Origin of the sequence: Acidovorax sp. A79, from assembly GCF_041154505.1 — a bacterium.
Taxonomy (GTDB): Bacteria; Pseudomonadota; Gammaproteobacteria; order Burkholderiales; family Burkholderiaceae_C; genus Acidovorax.
Genome location: NZ_AP028672.1, coordinates 468,152 through 487,349, shown reverse-complemented (window position 1 = coordinate 487,349; position 19,198 = coordinate 468,152). Strand labels below are relative to the sequence as shown.

General features: G+C 57.4%; 18 protein-coding genes and 1 tRNA gene. 13 read left to right on the top strand and 6 right to left on the bottom strand.

Annotation, left to right across the window (positions count from 1 at the left end; translation table 11 throughout):
* Positions 1 to 151: 151 nt before the first annotated feature.
* The 5 genes from tolB (at position 152) to ACAM51_RS02160 (ending at position 3,801) form a co-directional block, all read left to right on the top strand.
* Positions 152 to 1,471 (top strand): Tol-Pal system beta propeller repeat protein TolB, encoded by a 1,320-nt coding sequence (tolB, locus tag ACAM51_RS02180; RefSeq protein ID WP_218294807.1) that lies wholly within the window; start codon positions 152 to 154, stop codon positions 1,469 to 1,471.
* 44 nt (positions 1,472 to 1,515) lie between these two features.
* On the top strand, positions 1,516 to 2,055 hold the full coding sequence (pal, locus tag ACAM51_RS02175; RefSeq protein WP_218294808.1) for a peptidoglycan-associated lipoprotein Pal: 540 nt from the start codon (positions 1,516 to 1,518) through the stop codon (positions 2,053 to 2,055).
* Positions 2,055 to 2,852 carry a tol-pal system protein YbgF gene (gene ybgF, locus ACAM51_RS02170; RefSeq protein ID WP_369642611.1) on the top strand — a complete coding sequence of 266 codons (798 nt, stop codon included), beginning with the start codon at positions 2,055 to 2,057 and terminating at the stop codon, positions 2,850 to 2,852. The genes pal and ybgF overlap by 1 nt, the downstream gene beginning before the upstream one ends.
* Positions 2,852 to 3,682 carry a ThiF family adenylyltransferase gene (locus ACAM51_RS02165; protein ID WP_218341131.1) on the top strand — a complete coding sequence of 277 codons (831 nt, stop codon included), beginning with the start codon at positions 2,852 to 2,854 and terminating at the stop codon, positions 3,680 to 3,682. Before ybgF ends, ACAM51_RS02165 begins: the two co-directional genes overlap by 1 nt.
* Positions 3,683 to 3,725: 43 nt before the next feature.
* Positions 3,726 to 3,801, top strand: a tRNA-Lys gene (locus ACAM51_RS02160).
* 193 nt (positions 3,802 to 3,994) lie between these two features.
* Here ACAM51_RS02160 and ACAM51_RS02155 read toward each other — a convergent pair.
* Positions 3,995 to 4,996: a dienelactone hydrolase family protein gene (locus ACAM51_RS02155; RefSeq protein WP_369642610.1), complete on the bottom strand. Its 1,002-nt coding sequence runs from the start codon at positions 4,994 to 4,996 to the stop codon at positions 3,995 to 3,997.
* 28 nt (positions 4,997 to 5,024) lie between these two features.
* Positions 5,025 to 6,218, bottom strand: a complete 1,194-nt coding sequence (locus tag ACAM51_RS02150; RefSeq protein WP_369642609.1) for a hypothetical protein — start codon at positions 6,216 to 6,218, stop codon at positions 5,025 to 5,027.
* Positions 6,219 to 6,412: 194 nt separating this feature from the next.
* Here ACAM51_RS02150 and ACAM51_RS02145 point away from each other — a divergent pair, with 194 nt between their 5' ends.
* Positions 6,413 to 6,682, top strand: a complete 270-nt coding sequence (locus ACAM51_RS02145) for a helix-turn-helix transcriptional regulator (RefSeq protein ID WP_369642608.1) — start codon at positions 6,413 to 6,415, stop codon at positions 6,680 to 6,682.
* 17 nt (positions 6,683 to 6,699) lie between these two features.
* Here the strand turns inward: ACAM51_RS02145 and ACAM51_RS02140 are convergent, their stop codons facing one another.
* The 4 genes from ACAM51_RS02140 to ACAM51_RS02125 all read right to left on the bottom strand — a co-directional run bounded on the left by ACAM51_RS02140 (position 6,700) and on the right by ACAM51_RS02125 (position 9,122).
* Positions 6,700 to 7,149, bottom strand: coding sequence for a hypothetical protein (locus ACAM51_RS02140; RefSeq protein ID WP_369642607.1), 450 nt, complete (start codon positions 7,147 to 7,149; stop codon positions 6,700 to 6,702).
* On the bottom strand, positions 7,146 to 7,883 hold the full coding sequence (locus ACAM51_RS02135; protein WP_369642606.1) for a hypothetical protein: 738 nt from the start codon (positions 7,881 to 7,883) through the stop codon (positions 7,146 to 7,148). Before ACAM51_RS02135 ends, ACAM51_RS02140 begins: the two co-directional genes overlap by 4 nt.
* 1 nt (position 7,884) lies before the next feature.
* Positions 7,885 to 8,274 (bottom strand): type I restriction endonuclease subunit M, encoded by a 390-nt coding sequence (locus ACAM51_RS02130; RefSeq protein ID WP_369642605.1) that lies wholly within the window; start codon positions 8,272 to 8,274, stop codon positions 7,885 to 7,887.
* Positions 8,275 to 8,432: 158 nt separating this feature from the next.
* Entirely contained in the window at positions 8,433 to 9,122 is a 690-nt protein-coding gene (locus ACAM51_RS02125; RefSeq protein WP_369642604.1) for a hypothetical protein, read from the bottom strand.
* A 492-nt stretch (positions 9,123 to 9,614) separates the two neighbouring features.
* On the opposite strand from ACAM51_RS02125, the gene ACAM51_RS02120 reads away from it, so the two are divergent.
* The 7 genes from ACAM51_RS02120 to ACAM51_RS02090 all read left to right on the top strand — a co-directional run bounded on the left by ACAM51_RS02120 (position 9,615) and on the right by ACAM51_RS02090 (position 19,015).
* A complete protein-coding gene (locus ACAM51_RS02120; protein ID WP_369642603.1) occupies positions 9,615 to 12,041 on the top strand; it encodes a type I restriction-modification system subunit M in 2,427 nt (808 codons plus the stop codon).
* Entirely contained in the window at positions 12,032 to 13,222 is a 1,191-nt protein-coding gene (locus ACAM51_RS02115) for a restriction endonuclease subunit S (RefSeq protein WP_369642602.1), read from the top strand. The genes ACAM51_RS02120 and ACAM51_RS02115 overlap by 10 nt, the downstream gene beginning before the upstream one ends.
* 90 nt (positions 13,223 to 13,312) lie before the next feature.
* Positions 13,313 to 13,459 carry a hypothetical protein gene (locus tag ACAM51_RS02110; RefSeq protein WP_369642601.1) on the top strand — a complete coding sequence of 49 codons (147 nt, stop codon included), beginning with the start codon at positions 13,313 to 13,315 and terminating at the stop codon, positions 13,457 to 13,459.
* Between the two features lie 85 nt (positions 13,460 to 13,544).
* Entirely contained in the window at positions 13,545 to 16,679 is a 3,135-nt protein-coding gene (locus ACAM51_RS02105) for a type I restriction endonuclease subunit R (protein ID WP_369642600.1), read from the top strand.
* The gene (locus tag ACAM51_RS02100) at positions 16,679 to 17,395 is read left to right on the top strand and encodes a M48 family metallopeptidase (protein ID WP_369642599.1); all 717 of its coding nucleotides are present in this window, start codon (positions 16,679 to 16,681) and stop codon (positions 17,393 to 17,395) included. Before ACAM51_RS02105 ends, ACAM51_RS02100 begins: the two co-directional genes overlap by 1 nt.
* Positions 17,396 to 17,437: 42 nt before the next feature.
* The gene (locus tag ACAM51_RS02095) at positions 17,438 to 18,367 is read left to right on the top strand and encodes an endonuclease NucS domain-containing protein (protein WP_369642598.1); all 930 of its coding nucleotides are present in this window, start codon (positions 17,438 to 17,440) and stop codon (positions 18,365 to 18,367) included.
* A 144-nt stretch (positions 18,368 to 18,511) separates the two neighbouring features.
* Positions 18,512 to 19,015 (top strand): hypothetical protein, encoded by a 504-nt coding sequence (locus ACAM51_RS02090; RefSeq protein ID WP_369642597.1) that lies wholly within the window; start codon positions 18,512 to 18,514, stop codon positions 19,013 to 19,015.
* The last annotated feature ends 183 nt before the right edge of the window (positions 19,016 to 19,198 follow it).

Genomic DNA, 19,198 nt, shown 5'->3' with positions numbered 1-19,198 from the left:
AAAAAGCCAGTGCCGGAAGGCCATGCGCACGGTTGGCTCGAAATCAAGGCCGATGGCCCTGGTGGCCGCACAGTTTGTCACAGGGGTTTTCCCGCTGTGTGTAACATTCGGGTTTGCCCTTCGGCATTTGTTCGGCTACCGCTGGATGCCAATGACCACAGATCGAATCTCTACACACCCATCTCCTGCGGCTTTGCCGCATCCCTTGCGCCGCCAGGTACTGGCCGCGCTCATTGCCACTCCCGCCCTGCCAGCACTGGCGCAATTTCGCGTCGAGGTGACGGGCGTTGGCCTGACCCAGCTGCCCATTGCGATCGCTCCGTTCCGGGGCGAGGCGCAGGCGCCCCAGAAGATGTCGTCCATTGTCCAGGCCGACCTGGAGCGCAGTGGCCAGTTCCGTGCGGTGGATGCGTCGGGCGCGGTGCTGGACGAAACCGCGCGCCCCGATGTGGCCCTGTGGCGCCAGAAAAGCGCGGATTCCCTGGCAACCGGCAGCATCACGCGCCTGGCGGATGGCCGCTTCGACATCCGCTTTCGCCTTTGGGATGTGGTGAAGGGGCAGGACCTGGGCGGGCAGAGCTTTGTGGTCACGCAGGGCGATCTGCGCCTGGTGGCCCACCGCATCGCCGATTTCATCTATGAAAAGCTGACGGGTGAACGCGGAATTTTCTCGACCCGCATTGCCTACGTCACCAAGACCGGCCCCCGCTACAGCCTGTGGGTGGCGGACGCCGACGGCGAGAATGCGCAGTCGGCCCTGTCGAGCCCCGAGCCCATCATCTCGCCCGCTTGGTCGCCCAATGGCGGCCAGCTCGCCTACGTCTCGTTCGAATCACGCAAACCCGTTGTCTACGTGCACGACGTGGCCTCCGGCCGCAGGCGCCTGATCGCCAATTTCCGGGGCTCCAACAGCGCGCCCGCCTGGGCTCCGGACGGACGCTCCCTGGCCGTGACGCTGAGCCGTGATGGCGGCTCCCAGCTCTACACCATCGACGCCAATGGCGGCGAACCGCGCCGCCTCATGCAGAGCTCGGGCATCGATACCGAACCCGTGTTCTCCGGCGACGGCCGCAGCATCTACTTCGTGAGCGACCGGGGTGGCGCACCGCAGATCTACAAGGTCCCTGCCTCTGGCGGCAATGCGGAGCGTGTCACTTTCACGGGCAGCTACAACATTTCCCCCAGCATCAGCCCGGATGGCCGCTGGCTGGCCTATATTTCCCGCGTTGGCGGGGCTTTCAAGCTGCACGTCATGGACCTGTCCTCCGGCACCGTGAATGCAGTCACGGACACCACGGCGGACGAGAACCCCAGTTTTGCTCCCAATAGCCGCCTCATCGTCTATGCCACCCAGCAGCAAGGGCGCGAAGCGCTCATGACCACCACGCTGGACGGCAAGATCAAGGCCCGGCTCGCGGGGCAGGCGGGAGATATCCGCGAGCCCGACTGGGGCCCATTTCAAAAGCAATGAACTTATCCGCACTTTCAGTTACCAAGCTTTCAGGAGAATTTTGGATGATCAAACGCATTACCCTTGCCCTTACCGTTGTCGCATTGATGGCCGGATGCAGTTCCGGCGTGAAGCTGGATGACGTGCCTGTCGAAGACAAGAACGCCACGTCCACCATGGGCACCAACAGTGGGGCCAACTCCGGCAACACTGCCCAGAGCGGCGTGGCCGGCGTGGACCTTGGCCAGTCGGGCCGCGATGCAGCCGGCCCCGTGGGTGTGAGCCGCATCGTCTATTTCGACTACGACAGCTACGTGATCAAGCCTGAATTCCAGTCCCTGATCGAAGCGCATTCCCGCTTCATCAAGTCTGGCAACGGCCGCAAGGTCATGATCGAAGGCCATACCGACGACCGTGGTGGCCGCGAGTACAACCTAGCCCTGGGCCAGAAGCGCGCCGAAGCCGTGCGCCGTTCGCTGGCGCTGCTGGGTGTGCCAGACAACCAGATGGAAGCCGTGAGCTTTGGCAAGGAAAAGCCCGCCGCCCAAGGCAATAGCGAAGACGTGCACGCACAGAATCGCCGGGCAGAACTGTCCTATCGTTGATGCGCACGTTGTCTTTTCCTGTGTCCTACCTGTTCAAGGCACTGGCGGCCGGGGCGCTGTCGGCGGCCTTGCTGCCCGCGGCGCATGCAGCCCTTTTTGAGGACGACGAGGCCCGCCGCGCCATCATCGAACTGCGCCAGCGTGTTGACGGGCTGCAAATGTCCCAGCAACGCGCAGCCGAAGAAATGCGCAGGCTTGGCGAAGAGAACGGCCAGCTCCGGCGCAGCCTGCTTGATCTGCAGGGGCAGATCGAGACGCTGCGCATGGAGCAGTCCAAGCTTCGGGGCCAGAACGAGCAGTTGCTGCGGGATGCTGCGGACCTGCAGCGGCGCCAGAAGGACATTGCCCAGGGAGTGGATGAGCGCCTGAAGCAGTTTGAGCCGGTGAAGGTGACGGTGGACGGCCAGGAGTTCCAGGCCGACCCCGCCGAAAAGAAGGACTTCGAAGCGGCCCTGTCCGTGTTCCGTTCGGGCAAGTTTTCCGATGCGAGTTCGGCATTTGCGGCGTTTGTGCGGCAGTACCCGCGCAGTGGCTTCGTGCCTTCCGCCCGCTTCTGGCTGGGGAACGCCCAATATGCCACCCGCGAGTACAAGGAGGCCATCAACAACTTCAAGCTGATGCTGGCTGATGCCCCCTCCCATGCCCGCGCGCCGGAAGCGGCCCTGTCTATCGCCAACTGCCAGATCGAACTCAAGGACACGCGGGCCGCGCGCAAGACGCTGGAAGATCTTCTGCGCGCCTACCCGCAATCTGAAGCTGCGATGGCGGCCAAAGAACGCCTTTCCCGCTTGAAGTGATGCCCGGCGCACCGTCTGTTCAAGCGGCGCCGTACCCCATTGTCGTGCCTGAGTCCGCCGCCCCGGATCGCCGTTTCGGCGGACTGGAGCGGCTGTACGGCGTGCAGGGCGCCGCCCGGATCCGCCAGGCACACATCGCGGTGGTGGGGATTGGTGGCGTAGGCTCATGGGCCGCCGAGGCCTTGGCGCGCAGCGGGGTGGGGCAGATCACCCTGATCGATCTCGACCATGTGTCCGAGTCAAATATCAACCGCCAGATTCATGCGCTCACCGGGACCATTGGACAAGCCAAGGTTCTGGCGATGCGGGATCGGATCGCACAGATTCACCCGGAGTGCACGGTCCATTGCATCGAGGACTTCGTGGAGCCGGAAAACTGGCCTGGGTTGCTTCCCGTGCCCGTTGATGCGGTGATCGATGCCTGCGATCAGGTCAAGGCCAAGACGGCCATTGCGGCATGGGCCCAGGCCAGCGGGGTGCTGCACATCACCGTGGGTGCGGCGGGTGGCAAGCGGCATGCGCACAAGGTGGATGTGGACGACCTCGCGCGGACGACCCACGATCCTTTGCTGGCGCAACTGCGCTATCGCATGCGCAAGCACCACCGTGCCGCACGCGAGGGCAAGAAGATCGGCGTGGACTGTGTCTTCAGCCGAGAGGCTGTGGCTCCGCCGGATGCGTCATGCCAAATCGATGGGGATGGCTCCCTGAATTGCCATGGGTATGGTTCGGTCGTCGCCGTGACGGCCACCTTCGGCCAGTGTGCCGCGGGCTGGGTGCTAGACAAACTTGCCGCAACTTCCAGGAAGGCCGTAAAAACAACGCTATAATCCAGGGCTTTGCAGCCATCGGCCACGATTGCTGCAACAGGTCGGGACGTTAGCTCAGTTGGTAGAGCAGCGGACTTTTAATCCGTTGGTCACAAGTTCGAATCTTGTACGTCCTACCAAAATTTGGTTATGAATCAAGCACTTAGAGCAGAAATGCCTAAGTGCTTTTTTCTTGCCCCAAGCTCATTGCCAGAACGTTGCCAGAAATCAGTTGGATGCTGTTGGACAACTGGCAACGGAAAATGTGCTTTTTTTTCGACCTGCGTCGAGATCGATCAACGCAAAGCGCGCGCAAGCACTACCGCACCCAAACTACTTGGCAGTGTGGCGTTCCACAAAAGAAACTATCTCGTTGCGCGTCATATCGGTGTACTGGTTGTTGCGACAGATTGCGAACTTGTTGTAGACGTTCAACGCCTTGCTGCACTTTCCGTCTAAACCAGGTTGACCAACACCACCACTTGGCGAGTCCCACGCGTGTGTGGCACCTTCAAAGCTGGTCCACTTGTACGCACCTTTAAGCGCACGGTCAACGTTGCACTGCGAAGTCGGCGTTGCTGTGTCAGCGGTGCCAGTGAAAACATGCACAGGCGCCACGTAGTCACCAAGCGGTGGGACAATATCTGTGTTCGCGGCTCCGCCACCAGGCAAGCCGCTCCAGAATGACTCTTTGGCGTAACAGTTGGGGTACAGCGCGATACCACCGGCCAGCAACGACTTCACTTCGCCGCTGAGGTTGTGATTGGAGAACGCGCGCAACACAGTCCAGCCACCTTGGCTGTCACCGATCACGAACGTCTTCTTGGGGTCAGCGCCTTCTGACTTGACGAAACGTGCAGCAGCAATCAGATCGAGGGTCCGCATGTTCGCGCCGTACTGCGTCCATGTCTTCCAGTTCTCGTCCCGGCCACGCGACCAGTACGAATCCAACACCATGACGTTGGCATCGAGCGTCTTGACCGCCCAGATGGCGGTGTCGATGTTGCCGGGACTCACACCATGACCACCGTGGATGATGATGAACGTGGGCCGCTCCCCGACTTTGCCGAAGCGTGGGTTCCAACTTGAAAGCAGCTTGCCCTGGCCATTAAACGACGGCACGTTGGAGGCAAACATGTTCAGACCGTTCCTGGTGAGGTGCCGGTCGATGTTCCAGCCGTGCGGCTTTTCTGGCGCGAACTCAACGGTAATTGGCGGCTGCGATTTTTCGACGGCGATCACATCGTCCGATGCTGCCCAAGAAGACGTGGTCGCCATGCTCAGCAGGACAGCCCCAAAAGCCAGATGAAGAGCATTGCCAAATAGATTTTTCATTTTGCTGTTCTGAATCGAATTACGGTGCTCACTGCAGTTGCAGCGTCCGGCTGTCTAGGCTCAGCCCCATCTTTTGAAGCTGCGCAGGATCGAAGCGAGACATGGCGTCACTCTGACAGCGCAGATCAGCAATTCGCTTGCCACTCTGCTCCACCAACACTCCCTTGCGTCCATTTTCACCGTCACCGGCATAAACGACATAGCGATAGTTGCCCTTGTCGAATGACAGGAAGTTCACAGCAGTGCCATCTTGACCAAGCTGTGAGCCACGCTGGAAAGCTGAAGCTGCACCAGCACCGCCGCTCGGATATTCCATCTCCACTTCGCCTTCCAGCGGTGCTATCCGGTATGCCAACTGCTCATTGCCACCAGAGCGGCCAGTACACACCGAGACTCGCTTCTTTCCGGTGGAACACGCAAAGATCGGGGTTTCAGCGGCGGTACATAGATGCGCGACAGTCACAGCCGGAGCAGCAGCCGTCAAGTTGGCTGGCGGAGCGACTGGTGCCGCAGCGGGTGCAGTGTTCGTAGGCACTGGCGTAGCTACGGCTGGTGCAGGTTGGGCGACTGGTGAAACCTCTGGTGAAGTTTGCTCTGCTGGTTTGGCCTCGGCTGCTGGTGGAGCTTCACCAGCAATCTTGGCAATCTCCGCTTCGCTCTTGTCGAACACCCGGAGCATCGCCAGATCGTGGAACAGCCCCATGAATGCCAAGTGCCCCGTGAGCTTGACCAGAATCTCTTTGCTGTCTTCGGTACGCTGCACGGTGTAGGTCACATTGCCCTTGACTGTATTTCCATCCAACGCGGCGCCTTGAGGTTCATACGTGCCGCGCAGGTGATTGAGCATCCGCTGGTCGGTAGGGATGGCGTCTTGCGGCATCACCGCCGTCAGGACCGCTGAGCAGGTTTTCTTCCCTGTCGATTCGTCGCTGCGAGCGGTGGTGATGGAGTCCACCGTGACTTTGGTGTTCTTGCTCGTGATCTGCACGCTGCGCTGACGCTCAGGGCTCATGCTTGCATGCTCTTTGTCAAAGCTCTGCTGGTAAATCTGCTGGACCAGCGACACCGTGGCCGGATCAGCGCAGGACGGTGTTTTGTCACCGCATGCGGCCAGCAAAACCACGGACGTTGCCGCCAAGGTCACGGCGGTAGTTCTTTTGGGGTTCATTTTTTCTTCCTGTTGGTTGTAAAAATTTGTGCCTCTCAAGGAACATTCTGGCATGCAATGTTCCTTATAAGACGTTTCCTTGGTAGGCACATTTCGAGAGCCTGTGGAGCATGTCACGGACTGCTCCACAGAAACAAAGCGCTGCCAGTGAGACGCCGGTTCAGCGCCGCCGCAAGGTGCGACTCATACCGAATGCAATCACGTTGGCGGTGGGGCAGAACCTGCGGCACTTCCGTGAGCAAAGCGGTATGACGCAGTTGGAATTGGCAATGAGTGCCGAGGTGGAGCGAACTCGGGTGTCCAAACTGGAGTTGGGCCGCGTGAATGCGAGCGTTTTGACGTTGGCCACCATCTGCCATGTGTTGAACATCACGCTGGCTGACCTGTTCGGTGACATTCGGCTGGCACATCCACCCACTACCGAGGGTGGGCCACTGCGTCGCGCTAATCAAGCGGTGCTCGACAAGAAGCCAACAGCCAAGCGCACCAAAGCGCCGGGTAAAGCTGCCGCCAAGTAGCCTCTGGTCAGCTCGCTTCAGCTGCTCACAACCACTGTCAGTCGCAGCTTGTCCATCAATGCCGGGGCAGGCGCTGCAGCAAACCACAGTTCAGAACAGGCCGGCACTGCGCTATGGAACGCGCTGGATACCGCCCTGCACTGATCCAGATGCAAGCAGGAGTAGCCGCGCAGCACCACGATAACAGTCGGTGGGCGTTCTGATGAGGCTTGCTGTGCGGTGGCCTCGATGCTGTCATAGAGCATGGTATGCAAGTCGCAGTGATGGCCGGTAACGACATGGCTCCATGTGGACCGCCCCCAACGCGCCAGTACCGCGCTCAGATCGCCCCAGTCCAATGCTGGCATCGCGTCCGGCTCTGTCGCCGCCCACAGATCGTCAAGAACCAATTCCGAGTACACGACCGAAGGAGTTGGCATGCACACCAGAGCTAGCTTCTGCAAACATTCGCGCCGATTCAGTGTCATGACGATCTCCGCACACGTATGGCTGCCAGCAACCGCACCGCCTCGGGTTGCCAAGACTCAGACTCATGCATCCAGATGATCATCTTTTGCTTGGGCTCTTTGTGCCAACCAGGCTTAGCGCGTCTGCTACCGGGACCGGCATCTGGCAAACGCAGCCGTGCGTTATGGGCGTGGAAACATGGTTCCGCTCCACCACTGTCCAGCAGCAGGATGCGCTGCGGAAAGTGACTTTGACCGACCACCAAACCCTCCACACCTACCGCGAGAGCCCAGTGCTTGGTGCGGTGATGCTTCACCGAGGCAAATGCAATGGCAACCAGATCACCCTGCATGAGCCATTTGACGGCGGGGCCATCCACGTCGTGCTCAATGCAGTAGCGAGCGGTGAGTTCGAGTGGCAGGCCGAGGCGATTTACTTCATCCGTCCAATCTTTGGGATTGATGCCGGTGAAGTAGTACGGGGACATTGCTGTCCACACTGCGGCGGCTACACCATGCTTGCGCCGTGACATGTCGTGCAGTGCTGACGCCTTGGCAAGTCCAAGAATCACAAGCAGCATCGCCAGCATGTGGGTCCCGCAAGATGCGTCCAGTACCGATTGCTGCATGAAGACCGGCACCGGCTCTTCGCGCTTTTGTTGAACGGTGAGCGTATGGCCGGTTTGCAGCGCCGCATGGATGCGCTGAAACGTGTAAGACGGCTCAGCGCGCTTGGATGAGACGCTTTTGGACATATCAATACTCATCTGGACGAAGTAGCGTAGTGACGCTGCGGTCGGCTTCAGTGATGATCCAGAGCGTGGGAAGTGACGAACGCTTGTCTCTGGGCGTTGCAGCCAGTCGCTCCGCATCGACCAGCCTATAGCAACTCAGGATCCGCATACGGCGGGTGACGGCGAAGTCGTTTTCTGCACGGTCTTCGTCGCACAGGTCACCCCAGTCTCCATGTACGTGACGGCTGACCAAGGCTGCCGCGCTAAAGCCAGCTTCTTGCAGCAGTTCCAAAGCGCCGGGCGTGGCGACGATTTGGCCCAGCGGAAACTTGGCACTGTTGGAGTAGATGATGGTGGCGACGTTTGGTGAAGGCGAAGCCAAACTAGATGTGGATTCGGGTGCAGTGGTCATGGGAATCTCCATAGGTAGGGAACGAAACAAAACGACGAAAACAAACAGGCGTGCGTAGTCCTCCGCAAACAGGTACCGGATAGAAAACGCGGGAGAGAGAAATCAGTGCGGCCGCAGAAAAGCAGCCGACGAGAGACAGGGCCTCAGCGAGAGGCCATCTACGAAACTTGCGCTTGGCAAAGCGCGGTCAGCAGATCAGAGTCCGAGGCGTATGGCTGCTCGATCCAGTCCGCAAATTGGTCAGTAGCGGATAGCCATCCGCTCAGAAATGAGGGCATTTCTCCATCGGCACTGATGCCGTTGAGAAAGCTCCAGGTGTGCAAACGGCGCGATGCCACGGCATCTTGAACTGCATCTATCGGCATGTTGGCCAGTAGCGCCAGCAGTTCACAGCCATGCCGGCCGTCGCGCAGTGGGACGGCTGGCAAGATCGCACCCCCAAAGCGTCGGATGCAGTAGGACCAAAGCAACCACTGCAACTCGAACTGTGTGAGGCTCAGCAGGCGAGCCAGCGCAATGAAATTCTTGCCAGCGAGTGAGGATGGAGGCAGCGGTGATAGCTCCAATGCAGCCATCCGGGCAGCTAGTTCTGCCGGGGCTGTTGGCATCGACAGATTGGCGGAATAACCATCAGCATCCACCATCAAAAACGTCGGTAGATCACCGTCAAACACAGGCTGCCGTGGGTACCCAAGCTCACGCCAGCACAGTTGCTCCAGATCACGGCATCCTCGCACCAACTCCGTGCCGTGCAGCCAGTGCGGAAGCAGTGTCCCCATTCGATGCAGCAATCGGCCCATGTGGTGACGACGGAAGGCCGCATTGCAGGTGGCTTCTTCGTGGGTCATGATTCCCTCCGGACGTGTGCACGCCGACCGCCTAGACAAGCGGGTCAACAAGTGGCTACGACGGCGTGGAAAAACTGCTTGGAATAAGTCCGAACAGAACATTCAGCCGGGGCTGCGAACGCAGCATGGCGAGGCGACAAAATCACGGCAATACAAGCCATAAACTGGCTTAAAAGCACGGCAACTGCGCTCAAGTTGGCTTTATTCAAGATAAAGCGTATTTTTTATAATTATATATCAAATTGAATATAATTGCTCGAAATTTGAGCAAAATTAGCGCAAAATCAACCAAATTGGTCATAAAACAGCCCTGAAAACCCGAATTTCGTGCCCAGTCAGTGCCTTCTACACCATCGGCTGCATCAAAAAACCGCACTCTTTTTGCTTAAATTTTGTGCAATTCTCCGATCTGGACGAACTTGCCGCGTGTCAGTCTCAACCACTGCCGCCGTCGTCCACAATCGTCGGTTACGTAAAAATCTGCGACGCCCCATGGCAATCAAGAAATCCGAGCTTTACTCTTCTCTCTGGTCATCGTGTGACGAACTGCGCGGCGGCATGGATGCCAGCCAGTACAAAGACTATGTGCTGGTGCTGTTGTTCATCAAATACGTCAGCGACAAGTACGCCGGACAGCCCTTCGCTCCCATCACCATTCCGGCTGGTGCCAGCTTTGCCGACATGGTGGCGCTCAAGGGCACCACAGACATTGGTGACCAGATCAACAAAAAAATAGTCGGCCCATTGGCTGCTGCCAACAAGCTGGCCGACATGCCAGACTTCAACGACGCCACCAAGCTTGGCACCGGCAAAGAGATGGTGGACCGGCTCACCAACCTCATCGCCACGTTTGAAAACCCGGCGCTGGACTTCTCCAAGAATCGCGCGGATGGCGACGATATTCTGGGCGATGCATATGAGTATTTGATGCGCCACTTCGCCACGGAAAGTGGCAAAAGCAAAGGCCAGTTCTACACCCCCGCCGAAGTCAGCCGCATCATGGCCAAGATCATTGGCATCGGTGGTGCACACACCACCAGCGCCACCACCGTTTACGACCCGACTTGTGGATCGGGATCGCTTTTGCTGAAAGTGGGCGACGAAGCATCGGCCAAAGTCACGCTCTACGGTCAAGAAAAAGACTCGGCCACCAGCGGCTTGGCGCGCATGAACATGATCTTGCACGACAACCCCACGGCAGAAATCCGGCAGGGCAACACGTTGGCAGACCCCAAGTTCAAAGCCGACCTGAACGGCCAAGACGTGCTCAAGACCTTTGACTACGTGGTGGCTAATCCGCCGTTCTCTGACAAGCGCTGGAGCACCGGCCTCGACCCGCTGCACGACCCCTACGGCCGGTTTAAAACCTTCGGTGTGCCACCCACCAAACAGGGCGACTTTGCCTATCTGCTGCACATCATTCGCTCGCTCAAAAGCACTGGCAAAGCCGCGTGCATCTTGCCGCACGGCGTGTTGTTCCGTGGCAATGCCGAGGCCGACATTCGCACGAATTTGATCCGCCACGGCTACATCAAAGGCATCATCGGCCTGCCTGCTAATCTGTTTTATGGCACTGGCATACCGGCCTGCATCATCGTCATCGACAAAGAAGACGCGCATGCACGCAAAGGCATCTTCATGCTGGACGCCAGCAGCGGCTACATGAAAGACGGCCCCAAAAACCGCCTGCGTGAGCAAGACATTCACAAAATCGTGGACGTGTTCACCAAGCAAACCGACGTGCCCAAGCTGGCCCGCATGGTAGGCCTGGAAGAGATCGAGAAAAACGAATTCAACCTGAACCTGCCGCGCTACATCGACAGCAGCGTGGCCGAAGACTTGCAAGACATTGCGGGCCACCTGCAAGGCGGCATTCCTGAGTCTGATGTGAACGCACTGCAACACTATTGGGCCGTGTGCCCAGGCCTGCGCCAATCGTTGTTCACCACACTGCGCCCTGGCTATTTGTCGCTTACCGTGGACAAGACCGCGATCAGAAGCACCACTTACGAACACCCTGAGTTCGCCGCCTTCATTGGCCGCATGAACGCCTTGTTTGATGGCTGGCAGCAGCAAACAGCCCCCAGACTCAAAGCCCTGCAGCCCGGTTTCCACCCCAAGCACCTGATTGTCGAACTGTCAGAAAACCTGCTCGCCCACTACACCGGCCAGCCGCTCATCGACGAATATGCCGTGTACCAGCACCTTATGGACTACTGGGCCACCGCCATGCAGGACGATGCCTATCTGATTGCCGCCGATGGCTGGAAGGCAGAAACCTACCGGGTGATTGAAGTCAAGAAGAACAAGGATGGCAAAGTCACCAAAACCGTGGACAAAGGCTGGGCCTGTGACTTGGTGCCCAAGGCGCTGATCGTGGCGCGCTACTTTGCCAAAGACCAAGCCGCCATCGATGAGTTGACGGCCAGCCTCGACAGCATCACAGCCCAACTCACCGAACTGGAAGATGAGCACAGCGGAGACGATGCGGCATTCTCAGGCTTCGACAAGATCAACAAGGCCAGCGTGACCGACCGGCTGCGCGAAATCCGCGGCGACGCGGACGCCAAGGAAGAAGCGGAAGTGCTGAACCGCTGGCTCAAGCTCGCCAAGGAAGAGGCGGAGTTGAAGAAGCGACTCAAAGATACCGAGGCTGCGCTCGACGCCAAGGCCTACGCCCATTACCCCCAACTGAGCGAAGCGGACGCCAAGACGCTGGTGGTGGACGACAAATGGCTGGCTGCGCTGAGCACCTCCATCCATGGCGAGATGGACCGCATTAGTCAGGCGCTGACGCAGCGGGTGAAGGAACTGGCGGACCGCTATGACACGCCCATGCCGCAGATGGCCAGTCGAGTGGCTGAACTGGAGGCCAAGGTAAACCAGCATCTGGCGAAGATGGGGTTTGTATGGAACTGAAGCCGGGGTACAAGCAGACTGAAGTAGGGGTAATTCCAGAAGATTGGGAGTTACGAAAGCTTGGCGATTTAGCTACTTTTCGTACCGGTCCTTTTGGAAGTGCGCTGCATAAATCAGACTACACCTCCAACGGAGTGCCTGTCGTAAATCCGATGCACATCATTGATGGCCATATAGTTCCAACGCAGTCTATGACCATCAGCGAACAGGCCGCGAAGACTCTTTCAGATTTCAGAGTTAAGCCTGGGGAAGTCATCATCGGTCGGCGCGGCGATATGGGTCGCTGTGCTGTTGTACGTGAAGAGCATCGTGGCTGGCTTTGTGGTACGGGCTCAATGCTTGTTCGCCCAGCGAAAAACATTGACGCTGACTTCATTCAGCGCATTCTTTCGAGTCCATCGATTGTTTCTGCGATTGAAGAAACGTCAGTCGGATCGACGATGATTAATTTGAATCAAGCAACCTTGAGCGGTTTGCTTATTCAAACACCTCCAGTAGCCGAACAGCAAGCCATCGCCGAAGCCTTGAGCGATACCGATGCCCTCATTGAATCCCTGGATCAACTCATCGCCAAAAAGCGTCAAATCAAACAAGGCGCTATGCAGGAATTGCTCACCGGAAAGCGGCGGCTTTCGGGGTTTAGTGGGGAGTGGGTGCTGAAGCGTTTGGGGGAAATTGCAAACATCAAAACTGGTGCTCGCAATAACCAAGACAAAGTCGAAGACGGTGCCTATCCATTTTTCGTGCGGTCATCGACGGTTGAGCGAATCAATAGCTTTTCCCATGATTGTGAAGCTATCCTCATTCCAGGCGAGGGAGGCATCGGCAGCATATTTCACTACGTCTTCGGAAAATTTGACGTTCACCAGCGCGTTTACGCTATCACCCGCTTCTCAAGTGACACATCAGGGAAATTTGTCTACTTCTATATGGCAACCAAATTCGGTGCGCATGCCATGGAGAACTCGGTAAAGGCTACAGTGGATTCGTTGCGACTTCCAACTTTCTTGGATTTCGAGATAACGATGCCCCCGACCTTTGACGAACAAACAGCCATCGCCGCAGTCCTCAGCGACATGGACGCCGAACTCGCCGCGCTAGAGTCCCGTCTCGCGAAGGCCCGGCAGATCAAGCAGGGCATGATGCAGGAGTTGCTGACCGGCCGGAGTCGTTTGCTATGAATTTCGTAGCTGCTTGTGCTTTATAGATAAGCGCCAGAGGCCGTTTTGATCACATACCTTTTGCATCGCCCCATGACGCCAAGAACCGCAATGAGCGAAGAATCCATGCAGCGTATGGAAGCACTCATCCCCACGCTGGCGCACATCGCGGTGCGGCGGGCGCGCAGGCAGGCGCTGGCCATAAGCGGCAAGGTGGTGGAGGCTCGCAATGGGGCAGTTGATCGAGTCCCACGCTGATGGCACGGCGCGGGTGATTCGCACCATCGCCAAGCCGGTGGCGGTGGCTGGTTAGTGATTTTGCGGAGAGGGAGAAAACATCCATATGAACGACATTGGCAGGTCTGAGCGTGCAACGCAAAACCGCGTGGTCAAACTGTTCTGCGACGAGTTGGGTTACCGCTACCTGGGCGACTGGGCCGACCGCGCTGATAACAGCAATATCGAAGAGGGCTTGCTGACCGAGTACCTGACCAGCGCGGGCTACACCCCACAGCAGATCAGCACGGCACTGCACAAGCTGCGCACCGAAGCCAACCACCCCGAGCGCAGCCTGTACGGCAACAACCAGGCCGTGTACCAGTTGCTGCGCTACGGCGTGCCGGTGAAGACTGAGGCGGGCAAGGCGACGGAAACGGTGCACCTGATCAACTGGAAAGAGGCCATCAACAACCACTTTGCCATTGCCGAAGAAGTCACCCTCAAAGGCAAACAGCAGCGGCGGCCCGACTTGGTGCTGTACGTTAATGGCATTGCCATTGGCGTGCTGGAACTCAAAAACAGCCGGGTCAGCATTGGCGATGGAATCCGGCAAAGCTTGTCGAATCAGCAGCCCGATTTCAACGCATGGTTCTTCAGCACCGTGCAGTTGATCATGGCGGGCAACGATTCCGAAGGCATGCAATACGGCACCATCGGCACACCCGCAAAGTTCTTTCTGACCTGGAAGGAAGACGAGGCAGACAACAGCCGTTTTAAGCTGGACAAGTACCTGCTGAAGATGTGCAACAAGGTCCGCATCATTGAGTTGATGCACGACTTTGTGCTGTTTGAGAGCGGAATCAAAAAGCTGCCCCGCGTGCACCAGTATTTCGGCATCAAGGCCGCGCAAGAGCATGTGAAGCAGCGCAAGGGCGGCATCATCTGGCACACACAGGGGGCGGGTAAAAGCATCTTAATGGTGCTGCTGGCCAAGTGGATTCTGGAGAACAACCCACAGGCGCGGGTGGCGATCATCACCGACCGTGACGAGCTGGATAAGCAGATCGAACGGGTGTTCACCGACGCTGGCGAGACCATTTGCCGTACCAGCAGCGGGCGGGACCTGATGAGCCAACTGAGTCAGGCCACGCCCCGGCTGCTGTGTTCGCTGGTGCACAAGTTTGGCGTGACGGCCAAGAATGCCGATGCAGACTTTGATGCCTTCATCAAAGACCTGCAGGCCCAGCCCAGCACTACGGTGGGCGAGGTGTTCGTATTTGTGGATGAGTGCCACCGCACACAGGGGGGCAAGCTCAACCGGGTGATGAAGGCGTTAATGCCGAACGCCGTGTTCATCGGCTTTACCGGCACACCCCTGCTCAAGAAAGACAAGGCCACTAGCCTGGAAGTGTTTGGCGGCTATATCCACACCTACAAATTCAGCGAAGCGGTGGAAGATGGGGTGGTGTTGGACTTGGTGTATGAGGCCCGTGACATTGACCAGAAACTGGGTTCACAAGACAAGATTGACCAGTGGTTTGACGCCAAAACCAAGGGCCTGAATGACTGGCAAAAGCAAGAGCTAAAAAAGCAATGGGGCACGATGCAAAACGTGCTCAGCTCCAAGGCCCGTATGGACCGGGTAGTGGCCGACATTATTTTTGACTTCAGCGTCAAACCCCGCCTGTCCAGCGAACGGGGCAATGCCATCTTGGTGGCGTCCAGCATCTACGAGGCGTGCAAATACTTCACGCTGTTCCAGAAGACGCTGTTCAAAGGCCGGTGCGCGGTCATCACCTCGTACAACCCGCAGGCCAAGGACGTGACGTTGGAAGAGATCGGTGCCAATACTGAGACTGACAAGCAGTTCATCTACAACACCTACACCGACCTGCTGGCCAATGTGCAGGCCAAACCAGGCAAGTCCAAAACCGAAACCTACGAAGATGAGGCCAAGGCGCTCTTCATCAAGCAACCGTCCAACATGCGCTTGCTGGTGGTGGTGGACAAGCTGCTGACCGGCTTTGATGCGCCGCCGTGCTCGTACCTGTACATCGACAAGTCCATGCAAGACCACGGCTTGTTCCAGGCCATCTGCCGAACCAACCGGCTCGATGGTGAAGACAAGGACTTTGGCTACATCGTTGATTACAAGGACTTGTTCAAGAAGGTGGAAAACGCCATTGCGGTGTACACCTCGGAAATCGACCACAGCGCGGGCGGTGCCGACCCCGAAGTGATGTTGCAAGACCGGCTGACACTGGGCCGGGAGCGGCTGGACAACGCTCTGGAAGCCATGTTCTTGCTGTGCGAGCCGGTGCTCCCACCCAAGGGGGAGCTGGAGCACATCCACTACTTCTGCGGCAATACCGAGATTGCCGACGACTTGAAGACCCATGAGCCGCAGCGCGTGGCTTTCTACAAGGGCGTGGTGGCGCTGCTGCGCGCCTATGCCAATGTGGCCGACGAAATGGCCCCTGCCGGGTACAGCGAAGCCGACGCCAAAGCCATCAAGACCAAGCTGGACCAGTACCTCGCCATCCGCGAGATCATCCGCAAGGCCAGCGGCGAAACGCTGGACCTGAAGCCGTTCGAGGCGGACATGCGGCATCTGATCGACACGTACATCGAAGCCAGCGAGCCGCGCAAGATTTCTCCATTTGACGGCATCGGTCTGCTGGAGCTGATCGTGAAGACTGGCATTGCCGATGCCATTGCCAAGAAGCTGGCCGATATGCAAGGCAATCAGCAGGCGATTGCCGAGACCATTGAGAACAACGTCCGCAGCAAGATCATCAAAGAGCACCTGACCGACCCGGCCTACTTTGAAAAAATGTCGGCGCTGCTGGACGAAATCATCAAGCTGCGCAAAGACCGGGCCATAGAGTACGAAGAGTATCTGCAACGCATCGCCGACATTGCCACCAAGGTGCAGGCGGGCAAGGCGGAAGACACGCCGGTCAAGCTGGACTCACCGGGCAAGCGGGCCGTCTTCAACAACATCAAAAATTCGCCAGTGCTTAGCGTGGCCCCAGTTAGTGATGCAGACGACCCGTACGGCAGTGCTGACAGTGAGGAAGACCCGGCAGTAGAGCTTGTCCTGAAGATCGACAAGGCGGTCAAGCTGGCCCGACCTGATGGTTGGCGCGGCGTACAGGCCAAAGAGCTGGTGATCAAGCGTGCACTGTACGACTTGCTCAAAGACGTGGATGAAGTGGAGCGCCTGTTCCTGATCATCTACGCACAGCCGGAATACTGATGCTTGAGACCATCGACTTGGGCGGCATCCCTGCCGATGTGGTCAGAAAACGCATCAAGCATGTGCACTTGAGCGTGTACCCACCAACTGGCCGGGTGCGGATTTCTGCGCCAGAACACATGGCGCTGGACACCATTCGCGTGTTCGCTATTTCTAAGCTGCCATGGATCAAAGGGCAGCAGCGCAAAGTGCAGGCACAGGAGCGCGAATCGCCCCGCGACTACATCGACCGTGAGAGCCACTACCTGTGGGGCAAGCGCTATCTGCTGACGGTGTTGGAGCGCGACGCCGCACCCAGTATTGACCGCCAGCACAACCGCATCGTGCTTTCAGTGCGCCCCGGCACCACCACAGAGCGGCGCGAAGAACTGCTGGACGCTTGGTACCGGGAACAAGTCAAAACGGCCGTGCCACCGCTGCTGAAAAAGTGGGAGGCCTTGATGAACGTGAAGTCATCCAAAGTCTTCGTGCAGCGCATGAAAACCAAGTGGGGCAGTTGCAACCCCACCAGCCGCGCCATCCGCCTGAACACCGACTTGGCCAAGAAACCACCGGAGTGCCTGGAGTACATCGTGGTGCATGAACTCGCGCACTTGATCGAGCCCAGCCACAACGCCCGGTTTGTATCGGTGATGAATCTGTTCATGCCCAAGTGGCAGCACTATCGGGATGAGTTGAATAACCTGCCAGTCCGACACGAGGACTGGGATTATTGAGCTAGTCTGCCCCCTATGACTCACTAAATCGAGACCGAAGACATGAAGAACTATTTTCGAGTGATGCTTGGTGCCAAAAGCGCTTATGCAGCGCTTTGCCGTGAACAGGGATTCATTGGCGCGGATTACCAGATAGCTCAGGACCTGAGTGCCGACTTGTTCGACAACTGGCGAGACTTTAACCAAAAGTACCGTCCGATTTTCTTGGATGCCCATCCTGAAAAATCGATGATTGGGGCGGGCCTTGCTTGTGGCGCACTATGGACGGTCGCTAAGGGTATTCAAAAAGGAGACATGGTGCTGTGTCCCAATGGATCGGGCACTTACTTCGTAGGCGAGGTGGCGAGCGACTATTTCTATGTTCCGGGTCAACCCCTACCGCATCGCCGCAGCGTTAACTGGCTAGCTCAGACCATCCTGCGTGACGACATGAGCGATGCGTTGAAGAACTCCACTGGCTCAATCGGCACGGTCAGCACGATTACCCCCCATGCTGTTGAGATTGAGAAATTGCTGGGTGTTCAACTCAACGATCCGGTGCTTGTCGCGTCCGACCCTGATGTAGAAGATGCTGCAGCCTTCGCTATGGAGAAGCACCTAGAAGATTTTCTAGTCAGGAACTGGGCACAGACCGAGCTGGGCAAGGACTACGACATATATGCTGAAGACGGTGAACCCGTTGGGCAGCAATACCCTACTGACACCGGCCCGATGGATTTGCTGGCGGTTAAGAAGGACAAGTCTGAACTTTTAGTTGTGGAACTGAAGAGAGGCAAGGCCAGCGACGTGGTGGTAGGCCAAGTGTTGCGCTACATGGGCTTTGTGAAGGAAGACCTTGCAGAGCCCAACCAGGCTGTGCGCGGCGTCATCATCGCGCTGGAAGACGATTTGCGCATCCGGCGAGCCTTAGCCGTGACTCCTACTATTCAGTTTTTTCGATACCAGATCAGCTTCAAGTTAGTGAAGACATGAGTCAGCAGCAACCCTGTCTTGGCGCTTGATGCAGATAGAGGACTTCTAGCGAGCATCAGAAGCGCCACAGCGGTCTTCAAGACAGCACCTAGTCGGTGAGAACCGGAAGACGCAGAATCTTCAAGAGTAAAAAGTGAGTTGGGAATGGCCGCAAAACCAAGACAGATCAGAGGAAAGCTTCTGCATGAAGCGTACACACCTTCACAGTCTGATGCTGACGGCTATTCGGATGGCGTTGATTTCGCATCTGTAGTGGGAGACAAGAAATTCCACTCATTTCAGGTTTGGCGCGAAAAGCCAAGCGGCAAGCCCACTTATGTGTATGGACTGACGCTGAAACAGATTGAGGCTATTCGGGCTCGTTCAGATGGAAATCTTGAGGTAGAAAATACCGAACTGCGGACACAACTGGATGCCGCCAAAAAAGCAATCAGTGAGCTTGAGCAACGAGTGGCTGCTAAAGGAGCCACACTTGCCGAAGAGAATGCAAGGCTTAGAGAAGAGCAGCAGTGGTACATACACACACTGCGCCCCCTATTGAATCGTCAAACGAATGACTTTGCGGCGGGGGCTAGCCAGAGTATCCGCGCCACGCTCATACCAACGGGGGGTATGCAGGGCTTCAGACGAAAATCTAAGCGAAGGTAATATATTTTGATTTTCTTCGATCTTGCCTGCTGGCCGTAGACCTGAGAAAATTGTGTAAATCTCGCTGCAATTGCGAGACGATGGCTACTGGCATTTGCTGTCTTGCTTTTTCTTTCCTTGACTCCGTCTGATTTTCTCTTGCCATGCCTTTGGCTTGTGAATTTATTGCATGTCCATGCGGCT